This is a genomic window from Nocardioides sp. CCNWLW216, assembly GCF_037120545.1.
GTDB classification, from domain to species: Bacteria; Actinomycetota; Actinomycetes; order Propionibacteriales; family Nocardioidaceae; genus Nocardioides; species Nocardioides lianchengensis.
This window is the reverse complement of the sequence record NZ_JBBBBJ010000014.1, coordinates 132,560-146,898: the sequence shown is the minus strand read 5'-3', so window position 1 is coordinate 146,898 and position 14,339 is coordinate 132,560. Positions and strand designations below refer to the sequence as shown.

The following is a 14,339-nucleotide window of genomic DNA, read 5'->3' as shown; positions in this document are numbered from 1 at the left end:
TCGACACACCCACCGCGACCTCGCAGGCTCAGTCGCGGGGCTTGCTCGACCTCTTCGGGTTGCCGCGGCTCACTTCGATCGCGACAGCAGATCACGGTCTCGACACACCCACCGCGACCTCGCAGGCTCAGTCGCGGGGCTTGCTCGACCTCTTCGGGTTGCCGCGGCTCACTTCGTTCACCGCAGCACCTCAGACATTGAAGCCGAGGGCGCGGAGCTGCTCGCGACCGTCGTCGGTGATCTTGTCGGGACCCCACGGCGGCATCCAGACCCAGTTGATGGCGACGTCGTTGACCAGGCCCTCCAGGGCGGAGTTGGTCTGGTCCTGGATGACGTCGGTCAACGGGCAGGCCGCCGAGGTCAGCGTCATGTCGATCACCAGGTTGCTGCCCTCGTCGAGGTGCAGGCCGTAGACCAGGCCGAGGTCGACGACGTTGATGCCGAGCTCGGGGTCGACGACGTCCTTCATCGCCTCGGTGACGTCGTCGACGGAGACGGTGGAGACTCCCCCGCCGGTCACCTCGGGGACCTCCGGGAGGTCACTGTGGTCGATGGATCCGGTGTCAGCCATGTGCAGAGTCCTCCAGAGATCGGGCCGTGGCGTCCTTCCAGGCCATCCACGACAGTAGTGCGCACTTCACGCGGGCCGGGAACTTCGCGACGCCGGCGAAGGCGATGCCGTCCTCGAGCACGTCCTCGTCCGGCTCCACGGTGCCCTTGCCCTGCATCAGGGTCAGGAACGACTCGTGGATGGCCATCGCCTCGGCGACCGGCTTGCCGATCACCAGGTCGGTGAGCACCGACGCCGAGGCCTGCGAGATCGAGCAGCCGACGGCGTCGTACGACACGTCGGCGACGGTCCCGTCGGCGACGTGCACGCGCAGCGTCACCTCGTCGCCACAGGTCGGGTTCACGTGGTGCACCTCGGCCTCGTAGGGGTCGCGCAGTCCCTTGTGGTGCGGGTTCTTGTAATGGTCCAGGATGATCTCCTGGTACAGCGCGTCGAGCTCCTGGGTCATCGTTCAGCCCAACTTGAAGTAGGAGCGGGTGTATTCCAGGCCCTCGACCAGCGCGTCGATCTCCGTCGGCGTCGTGTAGAGGTACGACGACATCCGAGTCGAGCTCTGCACGCCGAAGCGGGCGTGGGCCGGCTTGGCGCAGTGGTGCCCGGCGCGTACGGCGATGCCGCGCGAGTCCAGCACCTGCGCCACGTCGTGCGGGTGCACCCCGTCGAGCTCGAACGAGATCGCCCCGCCGCGCTCGGCCGCGTCGAGCGGGCCGAGGACCTTCAGCCCCGGGACCGTCGCGAGGCCCTCGAGCGCGTACGCCGTGATCGCCTGCTCGTGGGCGTGGATCGCGCTCAGGCCGACGTGGCCGAGGTAGTCGACCGCCGCACCGAGGCCGACCGCCTCGACGATCGGCGGCGTGCCGGCCTCGAAGCGGTGGGGGGCCCGGGCGTAGGTCGAGCGGGCCATCGTCACGGTCTCGATCATCTCGCCTCCCCCGTGGAACGGCGGGAGCTCGTTGAGCAGCTCCTCGCGTCCCCAGAGCACGCCGATGCCGGTCGGTCCGACCGTCTTGTGACCGGTGAAGACCAGGAAGTCGCAGCCGGTCGCTGCCACGTCGACGGGCAGCTGCGGGGCCGCCTGGGAGGCGTCGACGACGGAGTAGGCGCCGACCGCCTTCGCCCGCGCGACCAGGTCGGCGACCGGGTTGATCGTGCCGAGCATGTTGGAGACCCAGGTGAAGGCCACCACCTTGGTGTGCTCGTCGACGAGCGCGTCGGCGTTCGACAGGTCGAGGTGGCCGTCGTCGGTCAGCCCGAACCAGCGCAGCTCCGCGCCGGATCGCTCGCAGGCCAGCTGCCACGACACGATGTTGGAGTGGTGCTCCATCTCGGTGATCACGACGTTGTCGCCGGGACCGAGCTCGATCGTGCGCGCCAGCAGGTTCAGCGCCTCGGTGGCGTTCTTGGTGAAGATCACCTCGTTGCGCGAGGGCGCGTTGAGGAAGGCCGCGACCTGGTCGCGGGCACCCTCGAAGGCCTCGGTCGCCTCCGCGCCGAGCGTGTGCATCGCCCGCGCGACGTTCGCGTTGTGCCGCTCGAGGTGGTCGACCATCGTGTCGATGACGACCTGCGGCTTCTGCGACGAGTTGGCGCTGTCGAGGTAGACCAGCGGCAGCCCGCCCGCGACGGTCCGGGACAGGATGGGAAAGTCGGCGCGGATCACCTCCAGCTCGGGGAGGAGGCCGGCCAGCTGGGTCTGGGTCATGCTCAGACCGCCGCCGTGAGGAAGCGCTCGTACCCGTTCGCCTCGAGCTCCTCGGCCAGCTCGGGACCACCGGACTCGGCGACCTTGCCGTCGACGAACACGTGGACCCGGTCGGGCTGGATGTAGCGCAGGATGCGGGTGTAGTGCGTGATCAGCAGGACGCCCTTGCCGTCCTTGGCCCGGAACCGGTTGACCCCCTCGGAGACGACCTTCAGCGCGTCGATGTCGAGGCCCGAGTCGGTCTCGTCGAGGATCGCGACCTTCGGGTCCAGCAGCTCGAGCTGGGCGATCTCGTGGCGCTTCTTCTCGCCACCCGAGAAGCCCTCGTTGACCGAGCGGGTGCCGAAGGTCGGGTCCAGGTTGAGCTGCTCCAGGGCGGCGTTGACGTCCTTGACCCAGGTGCGGAGCTTGGGGGCCTCGCCGTCGATGGCGGTCTTGGCCGTGCGGAGGAAGTTGGACACCGAGACGCCCGGCACCTCGACGGGGTACTGCATGGCCAGGAACAACCCGGCGCGGGCCCGCTCGTCGACGGACATCGCGAGGACGTCCTCGCCGTCAAGGGTGACCGAGCCGCCGGTGATGTCGTACTTCGGGTGGCCGGCGATCGAGTAGGCGAGCGTCGACTTGCCGGACCCGTTGGGGCCCATGATCGCGTGCGTCTCGCCGTCGTCGATCGTCAGCGTGACGCCCTTGAGGATCTCCTTGGGGCCGTCGTCGGTGCTGACCGAGACCTGCAGGTCCTTGATCTCAAGAGTGCTCATGAGGGGGTGACTCCGTTCAGGGTGGTGGTGACGTCGACGTAGACGACGTCCTCGCGGATCTCCACGGGGAAGGTCGCGACGGGTTCGGTGGCCGGGAGGCCGGTGGGCTTGCCGGTGCGGAGGTCGAAGCGGGAACCGTGCAGCCAGCACTCGATCTGGCAGTCGGACACCTCGCCCTCGGAGAGCGCGACGGCGGCGTGCGAGCAGAGGTCCTGCAGCGCGTAGACCTCGTCACCGTCGCGGGCGATGGCGAGCGTGTAGCGGCCGACGTCGACGGCCAGCCCCTCGTCGAGGGGGACGTCGGCGAGGGCGCAGGCGCGCTCGTACGGCATCGGTCAGAGGCCCTTCAGGACGTTCTTCGCGAGCTCGGCCTCGACGGTCTCGAGGAGCTTCTCCTCGATGTCGGGGATGCCGATCTTGCGGATCAGGTCGTTGAAGAAGCCGTGCACGACCAGGCGGCGGGCCTCCTTCTCGGAGACGCCGCGCGAGCGGAGGTAGAACAGCTGCTCGTCGTCGAACCGGGCCGTCGCCGACGCGTGGCCGGCGCCCTCGATCTCGCCGGTCTCGATCTCCAGGTTCGGGACCGAGTCGGCCTGACAGCCGTCGGAGAGGACCAGGTTGCGGTTCTCCTCGTAGGTCTCGATGCCCTCGGCCACCTTGCGGATCAGCACGTTGCCGATCCACACGGTGTGCGCACCCTGGCCCTGGAGCGCGCCCTTGTAGACGACGTTGCTCTTGGTCTTGGGAGCGGTGTGGTCGGCGAACAGCCGGTGCTCGAGGTGCTGACCGTCGTCGGCGAAATAGAGGCCGAGCAGCTCGGCCTCGCCGCCGGGGCCGGCGTACTCGACGTTGGCGTGCATGCGCACCAGGTCGCCGCCGAAGGAGACCGACGTGTGGCGCACGTGCGCGTCCCGGCCGACCCGGATCGCGTCGCGGCCGAGATGGACCGCGTCGTCGTCCCAGTCCTGCAGGGTCAGCACGTTGAGGTCAGCACCGTCGCCGACCAGCACGCTGGTGATGGCGGAGTAGCGGGCGGAGCCGGTGTGGGTGATCACCACGGTCGCCTGGGAGAACCGGCCCGCGCGGACGATGAGCCGACCCCAGACCAGGTGGTCGACCGACTCGCCGTGCAGGCGGACGACCACCGGCTCGGTGAGCTCGGTGTCGCCGGGCACGTCGAGCAGCAGCGCCGCCCCGGTGTTGGCCGCGGCGAGCGCGGACGGCCGGTCGTTGGGCGCCAGCTCCCCGATCTCGAGGGCCTGCTCGGCGCTGATCTCGGTGAGCGTCACGCCCTCGGGCAGCGACGTCTCCCAGGTCAGGTGGTCGGCCGAGGCCTCGCCCTCGAGGATCCCGCGCAGCCGCTTGAGCGGGGTGAACCGCCAGATCTCCTCGCGGCCGGTCGGGATCGGGTGGTCACCGAGGAGGTACGACGGCGGCGGGTTGAGGTGGCTCACCACCGGCGCCTGCTCGAGGGCCGACTCCACGCTCTCGCGGGCAGCATCAGTCACAGTCACTACGCGTTCTTTCTCGATCGGGGATGCGGGACGGGGCGGGGCTGGCTCAGCCCACCGCCCCTTCCATCTGGAGCTCGATGAGCCGGTTGAGCTCGAGGGCGTACTCCATCGGGAGCTCCTTGGCGATCGGCTCCACGAAGCCGCGGACGATCATCGCCATCGCCTCGTCCTGCTCCATGCCGCGCGACATGAGGTAGAAGAGCTGGTCGTCGGAGACCTTCGAGACGCTCGCCTCGTGACCCATGGACACGTCGTCCTCACGGATGTCGACGTACGGGTAGGTGTCGCTGCGGCTGATCTGGTCGACCAGCAGCGCGTCGCACAGCACGTTGGACTTCGAGCCGTGGGCGCCCTCGTTGACCTGGATCAGGCCCCGGTACGACGTCCGTCCGCCACCGCGCGCCACCGACTTGCTCAGGATCGAGCTGGAGGTGTGCGGCGCGGCGTGCACCATCTTGGCGCCGGCGTCCTGGTGCTGACCCTCGCCCGCGAACGCGATGGAGAGCGTCTCGCCCTTGGCGTGCTCGCCCATCAGATAGATGGCGGGGTACTTCATCGTCACCTTCGAGCCGATGTTGCCGTCGACCCACTCCATGGTCGCGCCGGCCTCGCAGGTGGCGCGCTTGGTGACGAGGTTGTAGACGTTGTTCGACCAGTTCTGGATCGTCGTGTAGCGGACGCGGGCGCCCTTCTTCACGATGATCTCGACGACCGCGGAGTGCAGCGAGTCGGAGCTGTAGATCGGCGCCGTGCAGCCCTCGACGTAGTGCACGTACGAGTCCTCGTCGGCGATGATGAGGGTCCGCTCGAACTGGCCCATGTTCTCGGTGTTGATCCGGAAGTAGGCCTGCAGCGGGATGTCGACGTGCACGCCCTTCGGCACGTAGATGAACGAGCCGCCGGACCACACCGAGGTGTTGAGCGCGGAGAACTTGTTGTCACCGACCGGGATGACGGTGCCGAAGTACTCCTTGAAGATCTCCTCGTGCTCGCGCAGCGCCGTGTCGGTGTCGACGAAGATGACGCCCTGCTCCTCGAGGTCCTCGCGGATCGAGTGGTAGACGACCTCCGACTCGTACTGCGCGGCGACGCCCGAGACGAGGCGCTGCTTCTCCGCCTCCGGGATGCCGAGCTTGTCGTAGGTGTTCTTGATGTCCTCGGGCAGGTCGTCCCAGGTCGCGGCCTGCTTCTCCGACGAGCGCACGAAGTACTTGATGTTGTCGAAGTCGATGCCGCCGAGGTCCGAGCCCCAGGTGGGCATGGGCTTCCGGTCGAAGAGCTTCAGGCCCTTCAGGCGCAGGTCGAGCATCCACTGGGGCTCGCTCTTCTTGCCCGAGATGTCGCGGACCACGTCCTCGTTGAGCCCACGCTTCGCCGTGGCGCCGGCGTCGTCACTGTCGGCCCAGCCGAACTCGTAGCGACCGATGCCCTGCAGCTCCGGGTTGAGTTCTTCGATCGAGGTCATGTGGTGACCTGCTCCTTCTTCTCGGTGGTCGTCGGAACGGTGGGGATGCAGGTCGTGCACACCCCGTCACCGTGGGCGATGGTGGCCAGGCGCTGGACGTGGCGGCCGAGCACGCGGCTGATCGCCTCGGTCTCGGCCTCGCACAGCTGGGGGAACTCGTGGGCGACGTGCGCGACCGGGCAGTGCTGCTGGCAGAGCTGGTCACCCACGCTCTGCTTGTTGACCAGCGGCAGCTGCTTCACCGACGCGGCGTACCCCTGCTCGGTGAAGACCTGAGCCAGCACCTGGGCCGGGGACAGCGAGGGATCGGCCTGGCTGACGCCCGCGAACCTCTCCTCGATGAACGCCACGCGGCGCTTCGAGAATTCCCGTACGGCGCCCTCGCCGCCGGTCTCGGCCAGGAACCGGAGCGCCTGGGCCGCGAGGTCGTCGTACTGCTGGTCGAAGTTGTCGCGTCCCGCCTCGGTGAGCGCGAACGTCTTGGCGGGCCGGCCGCGGCCACGGGTGGCGTCGCTGCGCGGGTCCCGGGCCTCGACGGCTCCCTCGGCGACCAGCTGGTCGAGGTGGCGGCGAACCGCCGCGGCGGTCAGGTCGAGCCGCTCCGCGAGGGCCGCGGCGGTGGACGGTCCGTTGACGAGGATCGACCGCGCGACGCGCTCGCGCGTCGGCTCGTCGTGCGTCCCGTCGAATTCCACAACACCAGTGTGCCGTTATTGTTTTGCCCGCTTCAAGCAAGGCAACCCTTACCCCAGGCGGGAGGGTGACGTGTGTCTCAGCCAGGCCAGGCCGGCGAACGGCAGCAGCAGGGGCAGGAAGCCGTAGCCCTGGCCGAAGTGCGACCACACCGTCTTGTCGGGGAACAGGTCGGTCGCGAGGTAGCTCAGCGTGCCGACGACCAGGACGCCGACGGCCTCGACGGAGCAGGCCACCACCGCCGCGGACCAGGCGCGACGACCGCCGAGCAGCAGGCAGGTGGTCGCGGCGAGGTAGACGACCGCGGCGAGGAGCGAGAGCGAGTACGCCAGCGGCGCCTTCTCCGCGTCGACGCCGAGTTGGACCAGCGAGCGGCCGGTCGCGGCGACCGCGAACACGCCGTACACCGCGACCAGGATCCGGCCCGGGCCGGACGACAGCTCGTCGATCGACGGCCGCGGGGCCTGCTCCCGGCTAGCCACCGGCGGTCCAGATCGACTGCAGGCGCGCCTCGCAGGCGGCGACGGTGATCAGGGCGACCAGCAGCACCCCGGTCCCCCAGCGGGTCCGCTCGACCAGCGCCAGTCCGGCGCCGACGGGCAGCACCAGCAGCGCGGTGAACAGGTAGGCGACGAAGGTGATGCCGTCGACGTCCCGCTCGGTCGCGCCGAGCGCGACGAGGCCGCCGACGACCTGACCGAGGAGCGCCAGCGCGAGGACGCCGAGCAGCGCGAAGTAGGGGTCGCTCGGCGGGCTCTCGTCGCGGACGATCATCACGACCGTCCACACGGCGGCGGCCGCGGTGAGGGCCAGCACCAGCCCCAGGACCCAGACGTTCACGGGCGGAACGCTAGCCGCGTGAGGCAGGTCTCGCGACGCGGGCCCCGCCGGACGGCCCCGGAGGGTCCGCGCGGGAGTGACTTCCTACACTTGGCCCGTGTCCGACACCGCTCCTGCCGTCGTCGTCGACGGCCTGGTGATGCGGTACGGCGACAAGGTGGCCGTCGACGAGCTCTCCCTGACCGTCGAGCGCGGCAGCATCACCGCCGTCCTCGGGCCGAACGGCGCCGGCAAGACCACCACCCTCGAGACCTGCGAGGGCTACCGGAAGCCGCAGCGCGGCACGGTCCGGGTGCTCGGGCTCGACCCCGTCAAGGACCGACGCGACCTGCTCCCCCGGATCGGCGTGATGCTGCAGGGTGGCGGGGCCTGGAGCGGGGTGCGGGCGATGGAGATGCTCCGCCACGTGGCCAGGCTGCACGCCCACCCGCTCGACGTCGAGATGCTGTCCGACCGGCTGGGCCTGGCCGACTGCGGGCGGACGCCGTACCGGCGCCTGTCGGGGGGGCAGCAGCAGCGGGTCGGGCTGGCGATGGCGCTCGTCGGGCGGCCCGAGGTCGTGTTCGTGGACGAGCCGACGGCCGGCATGGACCCGCAGCTGCGCCGGACGACCTGGGAGCTGCTGGAGGAGCTGCGCGGCGACGGCGTCAGCGTCGTGCTCACGACCCACTACATGGACGAGGCCGAGCGGCTCGCCGACCGCATCCACATCATCGACCGGGGCCGGCTGATCGCGTCGGGGTCGCCACTGGAGCTGACCCGCGGCGGCAGCACCGCCACCATCCGGCTGGTCGTCACGCGCCCGTTCCCGCCGGGCTCGCCGGAGTCGCTCCGCGCCGCCCTCGGCGAGGCGATCGTGGTGACCCAGCTCGACGACGTCAGCCTGCTCGTCACCGGGCCGGCCGACGCCTCGACGCTGGCCAAGGTGTCGCGCTGGTGCGACGAGAACCAGGTGCTCCCGGAGTCGCTGACCCTGGGCGTGCGCAACCTCGAGGACGTCTTTCTCCAGCTGACCGGACGGGAGCTCGCCACGTGAGCGGCACCTTCACCCCGCGCCCCGGCGCCGCGCCGCTGCACCGGATGGTGCTCGCGCAGGCGTCCATGGAGGCCCGGCTGATGCTGCGCAACGGTGAGCAGCTGCTGCTCGCCGTCGTGATCCCCGTGATCGTGCTGGTCGGCGCGGTGCAGGGTGCGGACCGGATCGACCTGGAGCTCTCCGGGCGACCGATCGACGAGTTCGCCCCGGGCGTCCTCGCGCTCGCCGTGATGTCGACCGCGTTCACGTCGCTGGCGATCGCCACCGGCTTCGAGCGCCGGTACGGCGTCATCAAGCGGCTCGGCAGCTCGCCGCTCCCCCGCACCGGTCTGCTCCTCGGCAAGATCGGCGCGCTGCTGCTGGTCGAGCTGCTCCAGGGCGTGGTCATCACCGCCGTCGCGCTCGGCCTGGGCTGGGACCCGGACGTCTCCGTGCTGGGGGTGCTGCTGACCGTCGTGGCCGGCACCGCCGCGTTCGCCTCCCTCGGCCTGCTGCTGGCCGGTGCTCTCCGTGCGGAGGCGACGCTGGCGGCCGCCAACCTGGTCTACCTGCTGCTCATGGCTGGTGGGGCCGTCGTCCTGCCGTCGACGGCGTACGGCGCATTCGGCGACGTCGTCCGCTGGCTGCCCTCGGGCGCGCTGGGCGACTCGATGCGCGCCGCCCTCCTCGACGGCGCCCTCGACCCGATGGGCCTGGCCGTACTGGCCGGCTGGGCCGTGGTCGGCGCCGTCCTGACCGCGAGGACCTTCACGTGGGAGTGACGACGTTCCTGCGGCCGGTGGCCGCCCGACTCGCCCCCTGGCTGTGGCCGGTGGCCGTCGCCAACCTGCTGGCCAACATGCTGTTGGTGGTCACCGGCGCCGCCGTACGCCTGACCGGGTCGGGGCTGGGCTGCCCGACCTGGCCGCGGTGCACCGACGAGTCGTTCGTGACCCACCCGAGCATGGGCATCCACGGGGTCATCGAGTTCGGCAACCGGATGCTCACCTTCGTGCTGGTGGTGGTCGCCGTCCTCTGCGTGCTCGCCGCCTGGGGCACGCGGGACCGGCGTTCCACGCGACTCAGCACCATCGTGCTCCTCGGGGTGCCACTGCAGGCGGTCATCGGCGGGATCACCGTGCTCACCGACCTGAACCCGTGGGTGGTCTCGCTGCACCTGGTGGCCTCGCTGCTGATGGTCATGGTGTGCCTGGCGCTCCTCGACCACCTGCGCAGCCCGGCGCGCCCCGACGCGCCGCCGCTGCCCCGCGCCCTGGCGACCGCGGTGCTCGTCGTCGGCGCCGTGGTGCTCTACCTCGGCACCATGGTCACCGGCGCCGGGCCGCACGCCGGAGACCTCGAGGCGGTCCGCAACGGACTGACGCCCCGGGTGATCTCCCACGTGCACGCCGCATCGGTCTACGTCCTGGTGAGCCTGACCGTGGTCCTCCTGGTCGTCGCGGTGCGCCGCGCCGACCGGTGGCTGACCGTCGTCGTCGGCGCCCTGCTCGCCCTCGAGCTGGCCCAGGGCGTCGTCGGGTGGACGCAGTACCTCCTCGACCTGCCCGAGCTGCTGGTCGCCCTGCACCTGCTGGGCGCCTCGCTGCTGGCCGCCGGGTTCGCGCGGGTGTGGCTGGCGGTGCGGGCCCACGAGCCCGTGCAGGAGCACACCGGGCGGCTGCTGGCCTGGGCCGCCGGCCGGGACACGACGACCGCGGCGCGTCAGACCAGCGACGTGTAGATCCCCTCCAGCCGGGCCGCGACGCTGCTCTGGAGGAACCGCTTCACCTCGACCTGCCCGCGATCGGCGAGTCCGCGGGCCCGCGCGGGATCCGCGATGAGCGTCGCCAGCGACGACGCCAGCGCCGCCACGTCCCCCGGCGGTACGACGAGCGCCGACTCCCCCGGCACGACCATGTCCGCGATGCCGCCGCGCCCGGTGGTGACGAGCGGGGCCCCCACGGCCATCGCCTCCAGGACCGTGGTCGGGCACGGGTCGGGCCACTCGCTCGGCAGCACCGCGGCGACCGCGTGCCGGAAGCCCGACAGCACCCGTGCGTGCGCCCAGTGGTGGTGCACGTGCACCCCCTCCGGCAGCTCGCCCAGCGGATCCGCCGGGCGGCCCACGAGCACCAGCTCCGGGCGCGCCTCGGGCAGCCGACGCCAGGCCTCGAGCAGCGTCCGCACCCCCTTCTGCTCGCTCAGGTCCCCCGCGAAGAACAGGTACGGCGCCCGCGGGAGCGCCTCGTCGCGCACCGGCTCCGGCAGCGCGGTCAGCGCGTCCGGGACGAAGTTGGGGACCACCTCCCAGCGCACCCCCTGCTCGTCGAGCCGGTTGGCCTCGCCGACGTACCGGCTGACGGGGGTGAAGACGTCGACGACCCGCTTGCGGAGCGGGAGCTCGGCGGCCACCGCGGTGGCGACCAGCTGGCCCCGCCCGCGCCCGTAGTGGTCGGCGGCGCACGAGAGGCACTTGCGCAGTCCCGGACCGGAGCAGACCTCACCCTCGAACATGAACCGCTTGGTGGCGCAGACGTGGCTGTAGTCGTGCAGCGAGAGCACCAGCGGGAGCCGTCGCGCGGCCGGCAGCACGGCGTACGACGCGACGATCCAGTTGTGGGCGTGCACCACGTCCGGCTCCAGCCGCTTCACCAACCGGGCCAGGTCGCGGGTGGTCCACGGGTCCGGGACAGGTACGGCGAGCGGCCGGTCGGCGGTCGGGTAGAGCCGCGGCGCCCGGCGCCCGACGTGGTCGAGCAGGTGCACGGTCACGCCCGGGTCGCGCAGCGGAGCCAGGTCGGCGTCGAGGGTGGCCACATGCACGTCGTGACCGCGCTCCGCGAGCGCCACCGCCAGGTTGCGGACGTGCCGCTCCTCGCCCCCGATCACCGGCGGGTAGAGCTGGGCCAGCAGCAGGATCCTCACCCGCGGGCTCCGCGCAGCAGCCCGGCGAGCACGGCGACGCAGCCCAGCACCAGGCCTGCGGCCCGGCGTGGACGCCCACGAAGCAGTGCGGTCAGCACGGCGGCCGGCATCCGGCGCGCGAAGGCGGTCTCGGGGCCGAGCGCGCCCGAGGCCTCCTGCTGACGCGCCATCCGGGCCTTCATCCGGCCCTCGCCGTAGCAGCGGGCGGCGAAATAGCCCCAGGTGAGCCGGTCGACGGGCACCCGGTGGTGGATCCGGGCCTCGGGCTCGAAGGCGAAGACACCGCCGGTCGCGGCGGTGGCGCGCAGGCAGAAGTCCGCCTCCTCGCCGCCCCCGACCTCGGTGCCGTGGTGGCCGACCGTGGCGTCGAAGCCCCCCACCTCCAGGAAGACCGCGCGTCGGACGAGTGCGCAGCCCCCGAAGAAGTTGCGCACCCGCGCCGGCTCGGTCGGCATCCCCCGGTAGCTGCAGCCGACCACCCAGAGGAACTCGTCGGCCAGCCAGCCGGGTCGCGGCCCGGCGAAGTCGGCCAGGGACCGCCCGCTCGACCCGAGCACCTGCGGGTCCGCCATCGGGCGCAGCAGCATCGCGAGCCAGTCCGGCTCGGCGACGGCGTCGTCGTCCAGGAAGGCGACGAGGTCGGTGCCGAGCGCCTCCGCGCCCCGGGTCCGGGCCACCGAGACGCCCTGGTTGCGGCCCAGGCAGAGCACCTTCTCGTCGGGCAACGCGGTCCGGACGACGTCGGCGAGCGCCTCGTCGCCGTCCACGACGACCAGCACCTCCTCCGGCGGCCGGGTCTGGCCGCGGACGGACGCGACGGCACTCAACAGCTGGTCGAGCCGCTCGGCCCGGTGGGTGCAGACGAGCACCCCGACCGACGAGCTGGTGGGATCGGTCAGGTCCATGTCGTCCCCGTGGTCCTCAGGGCCGTACGGCGGGCTAGCCGCCAGGCCGGTGTCGCCGCGCGCTTGGCCAGGGGCAGGAGGCCGCGGGGGCCACCCGCCACCAGGTCCAGCAGCGTGGCCGGGTCGTGGTCGGGTCGCACGTGCAGCCGCGAGACGGCGTACGGGTCCTCGTCGGGCGCGTGCAGCCGGTGGCCGATCGCGCAGGCGTGGGCGTAGCCGGCGGCCGCCACCTGCCGGCGCAGCCGGCGGGCGTGGTAGCCGTGGGGATAGCAGAACGCGTCGACGCGCCGCTGGACGACGTCCTCGAGGACCGCCCGGCTCTCCCGCAGGTGGTCGGCCGCGTCCGCGGGCGGCAGCACGTCCATCGGGACGTGGACGGCGCCGTGGCTGCCCACCTCGATGCCGCCGGCGGCCACGTCGGCGAGATCGTCCGGGCCGAGCAGCGGCAGCCCGGACGCGCCGTCGGAGAGCCAGGAGGCGGTCCCGCCCAGGTCCCGGGTCGGTACGTAGAGGGTCGCGCTCGCCCGCGCGGCCGCCAGTACGGCGATCGCCTGCTCGGCGAAGTCGACGTACCCGTCGTCGAAGGTGAGGGCCACCGCCGTGCGACCCGCCGCGTGGGCGGCGAGCGCGTCGGACAGCCCGAGCAGCGCGTAGCCGGCCTCCGACAGGGCGGACAGCTGCTCGGCGAGCAGGCCGGTCGGCACGCTCAGGTCGGCGAACCGGCCGGGCATCGGGGTCCCGACGGCGTGGTACATCAGCACGGGCAGGTCGCTCATGCGGTCCTCGCCTCCTCCGCCCGCCGGACCAGCCGGGCGCGCGGTCCCAGCCGGCCCCGGGCGTAGCCCGCGGCGGTCGCGGCCAGGGCGGTGACGATGCCCGCGGCGCCCTGCCAGCCATCGCGGTCGCCCCGGGCGGCGCGGGCCAGCTCGCGCCGGACCCCGCCGGGGAGCACCCGGGTGACGTAGCCGCGCTCGACCGCGGTCGCGTCGGTGCTGCCGACCACGGCAGCCATCGCGGCCTTCGAGAGACCCTCCGCGTAGGAGCGCGTGCGCAGGTAGCGCCAGGTCGTGCGGTCGGCGGTGACCCGGTGGTCGACGACCGAGGCCGGCTCCAGGACCACTCGGGCGTGCGGGTGCCGCTGGCGCAGCCGGATGCAGAGCTCGGTCTCCTCGCAGCCCAGCGGCAGCGCCCCGATCCGGCCGGCCCCCTCCGCGAAGCCGCCGAGCTCCTCGAGCGCCGTACGACGGAAGGACATGCTGCAGCCCATCAGGTTGCGGACGTCGGCGCGTTCCTCGGGCAGTCCGCGGTAGGTGCAGCCGACGACCCAGTCGAGCTCCGTGGCCAGCTGGCCGGGGCGGGCGCCGTCCGGCCAGACCGGCCGGGCGGCGCCGCCGACCGCCAGCACGTCGGGGTCGTCGTACGGGTCGAGCATCCGCTCCAGCCAGTCGGGCCGCGGCACCGCGTCGTCGTCCAGGAACGCCACGACCTCACCGCGGGCGAGGCCGACGGCGGTGTTGCGGGCCCCGGAGAGACCGCGCAGCCGGGTGCTCGGGACCGCCTCGACGGCGGGGAAGGCCTCCCGCACACGGGCCAGCAGGTCGTCCTCGTGGTCGACGACGACCAGCACCTGGCTCGGGGCGACGGTCTGGGTCGCGAGGCCGTCCAGCGCCGCGACCAGGTCGGTCCAGCGCGCCGCGGTGTAGGCGCACACCACGGCGGTCACGTCAGGTCGGCGCGTCGTCCCCGTCATCGGCCGGCCGCCCGAGGAGGGAGCCCAGCCGCAGCCGGAACCGCGGGCAGGTGCCGGGGCACAGCGCGCAGTCGCTGCCCCGGCGCAGGTGGCGGTGTGCCGAGCGTGGGTGCCCGCAGCGGCACTCGGCCGCGTCGCTGCGCAGCGGACTGCGTGGCACGTCGTGTCTCCCCGGTCGTGGAACATCGAACGGACGCC

Annotated in this window: 18 protein-coding genes; 3 read left to right on the top strand and 15 right to left on the bottom strand. The window is 72.1% G+C overall.

The window, feature by feature from the left end:
- Nucleotides 1-190: 190 nt before the first annotated feature.
- From V7S47_RS24150 to V7S47_RS24105, 10 genes are read right to left on the bottom strand one after another with little or no spacing between them, the layout of a single operon-like run.
- Nucleotides 191-571, bottom strand: coding sequence for a metal-sulfur cluster assembly factor (locus V7S47_RS24150; protein ID WP_336563982.1), 381 nt, complete (start codon nucleotides 569-571; stop codon nucleotides 191-193).
- Nucleotides 564-1,019 (bottom strand): Fe-S cluster assembly sulfur transfer protein SufU, encoded by a 456-nt coding sequence (gene sufU, locus V7S47_RS24145; protein ID WP_336563981.1) that lies wholly within the window; start codon nucleotides 1,017-1,019, stop codon nucleotides 564-566. The genes V7S47_RS24150 and sufU overlap by 8 nt, the downstream gene beginning before the upstream one ends.
- A gap of 3 nt (nucleotides 1,020-1,022) precedes the next feature.
- The gene (locus V7S47_RS24140; protein ID WP_336563980.1) at nucleotides 1,023-2,273 is read right to left on the bottom strand and encodes a cysteine desulfurase; all 1,251 of its coding nucleotides are present in this window, start codon (nucleotides 2,271-2,273) and stop codon (nucleotides 1,023-1,025) included.
- A 2-nt stretch (nucleotides 2,274-2,275) separates the two neighbouring features.
- Nucleotides 2,276-3,034: a Fe-S cluster assembly ATPase SufC gene (sufC, locus tag V7S47_RS24135; protein WP_336563978.1), complete on the bottom strand. Its 759-nt coding sequence runs from the start codon at nucleotides 3,032-3,034 to the stop codon at nucleotides 2,276-2,278.
- Nucleotides 3,031-3,366 (bottom strand): non-heme iron oxygenase ferredoxin subunit, encoded by a 336-nt coding sequence (locus tag V7S47_RS24130; protein WP_336563977.1) that lies wholly within the window; start codon nucleotides 3,364-3,366, stop codon nucleotides 3,031-3,033. Before V7S47_RS24130 ends, sufC begins: the two co-directional genes overlap by 4 nt.
- A 3-nt stretch (nucleotides 3,367-3,369) precedes the next feature.
- Nucleotides 3,370-4,542, bottom strand: coding sequence for a Fe-S cluster assembly protein SufD (gene sufD, locus V7S47_RS24125; RefSeq protein WP_336563976.1), 1,173 nt, complete (start codon nucleotides 4,540-4,542; stop codon nucleotides 3,370-3,372).
- A gap of 52 nt (nucleotides 4,543-4,594) precedes the next feature.
- Nucleotides 4,595-6,013 carry a Fe-S cluster assembly protein SufB gene (gene sufB / locus V7S47_RS24120; protein ID WP_090856163.1) on the bottom strand — a complete coding sequence of 473 codons (1,419 nt, stop codon included), beginning with the start codon at nucleotides 6,011-6,013 and terminating at the stop codon, nucleotides 4,595-4,597.
- Nucleotides 6,010-6,708 carry a helix-turn-helix transcriptional regulator gene (locus V7S47_RS24115; RefSeq protein WP_090856159.1) on the bottom strand — a complete coding sequence of 233 codons (699 nt, stop codon included), beginning with the start codon at nucleotides 6,706-6,708 and terminating at the stop codon, nucleotides 6,010-6,012. The genes sufB and V7S47_RS24115 overlap by 4 nt, the downstream gene beginning before the upstream one ends.
- A 48-nt stretch (nucleotides 6,709-6,756) precedes the next feature.
- Complete coding sequence (locus V7S47_RS24110; protein ID WP_336563974.1) at nucleotides 6,757-7,188, bottom strand: hypothetical protein; 432 nt, start codon at nucleotides 7,186-7,188, stop codon at nucleotides 6,757-6,759.
- Nucleotides 7,181-7,546, bottom strand: coding sequence for a hypothetical protein (locus V7S47_RS24105; RefSeq protein ID WP_336563973.1), 366 nt, complete (start codon nucleotides 7,544-7,546; stop codon nucleotides 7,181-7,183). The genes V7S47_RS24110 and V7S47_RS24105 overlap by 8 nt, the downstream gene beginning before the upstream one ends.
- Nucleotides 7,547-7,643: 97 nt before the next feature.
- Here V7S47_RS24105 and V7S47_RS24100 point away from each other — a divergent pair, with 97 nt between their 5' ends.
- From V7S47_RS24100 to V7S47_RS24090, 3 genes are read left to right on the top strand one after another with little or no spacing between them, the layout of a single operon-like run.
- On the top strand, nucleotides 7,644-8,582 hold the full coding sequence (locus tag V7S47_RS24100) for an ABC transporter ATP-binding protein (protein ID WP_442945376.1): 939 nt from the start codon (nucleotides 7,644-7,646) through the stop codon (nucleotides 8,580-8,582).
- Nucleotides 8,579-9,343, top strand: coding sequence for an ABC transporter permease (locus tag V7S47_RS24095; protein ID WP_336563971.1), 765 nt, complete (start codon nucleotides 8,579-8,581; stop codon nucleotides 9,341-9,343). The genes V7S47_RS24100 and V7S47_RS24095 overlap by 4 nt, the downstream gene beginning before the upstream one ends.
- Nucleotides 9,334-10,302, top strand: coding sequence for a COX15/CtaA family protein (locus V7S47_RS24090; protein WP_336563970.1), 969 nt, complete (start codon nucleotides 9,334-9,336; stop codon nucleotides 10,300-10,302). The genes V7S47_RS24095 and V7S47_RS24090 overlap by 10 nt, the downstream gene beginning before the upstream one ends.
- Here the strand turns inward: V7S47_RS24090 and V7S47_RS24085 are convergent.
- The 5 genes from V7S47_RS24085 to V7S47_RS24065 are packed head-to-tail and all read right to left on the bottom strand — an operon-like array spanning nucleotide 10,284 to nucleotide 14,301.
- The gene (locus V7S47_RS24085) at nucleotides 10,284-11,486 is read right to left on the bottom strand and encodes a glycosyltransferase family 4 protein (protein WP_336563968.1); all 1,203 of its coding nucleotides are present in this window, start codon (nucleotides 11,484-11,486) and stop codon (nucleotides 10,284-10,286) included. The genes V7S47_RS24090 and V7S47_RS24085 overlap by 19 nt on opposite strands.
- Nucleotides 11,483-12,391 (bottom strand): glycosyltransferase family 2 protein, encoded by a 909-nt coding sequence (locus V7S47_RS24080; protein ID WP_336563966.1) that lies wholly within the window; start codon nucleotides 12,389-12,391, stop codon nucleotides 11,483-11,485. Before V7S47_RS24080 ends, V7S47_RS24085 begins: the two co-directional genes overlap by 4 nt.
- Complete coding sequence (locus V7S47_RS24075; protein WP_336563964.1) at nucleotides 12,382-13,167, bottom strand: polysaccharide deacetylase family protein; 786 nt, start codon at nucleotides 13,165-13,167, stop codon at nucleotides 12,382-12,384. Before V7S47_RS24075 ends, V7S47_RS24080 begins: the two co-directional genes overlap by 10 nt.
- On the bottom strand, nucleotides 13,164-14,114 hold the full coding sequence (locus V7S47_RS24070; RefSeq protein WP_336563963.1) for a glycosyltransferase family 2 protein: 951 nt from the start codon (nucleotides 14,112-14,114) through the stop codon (nucleotides 13,164-13,166). The genes V7S47_RS24075 and V7S47_RS24070 overlap by 4 nt, the downstream gene beginning before the upstream one ends.
- Nucleotide 14,115: 1 nt before the next feature.
- Nucleotides 14,116-14,301 carry a hypothetical protein gene (locus V7S47_RS24065; RefSeq protein WP_336563962.1) on the bottom strand — a complete coding sequence of 62 codons (186 nt, stop codon included), beginning with the start codon at nucleotides 14,299-14,301 and terminating at the stop codon, nucleotides 14,116-14,118.
- Between the last annotated feature and the right edge of the window lie 38 nt (nucleotides 14,302-14,339).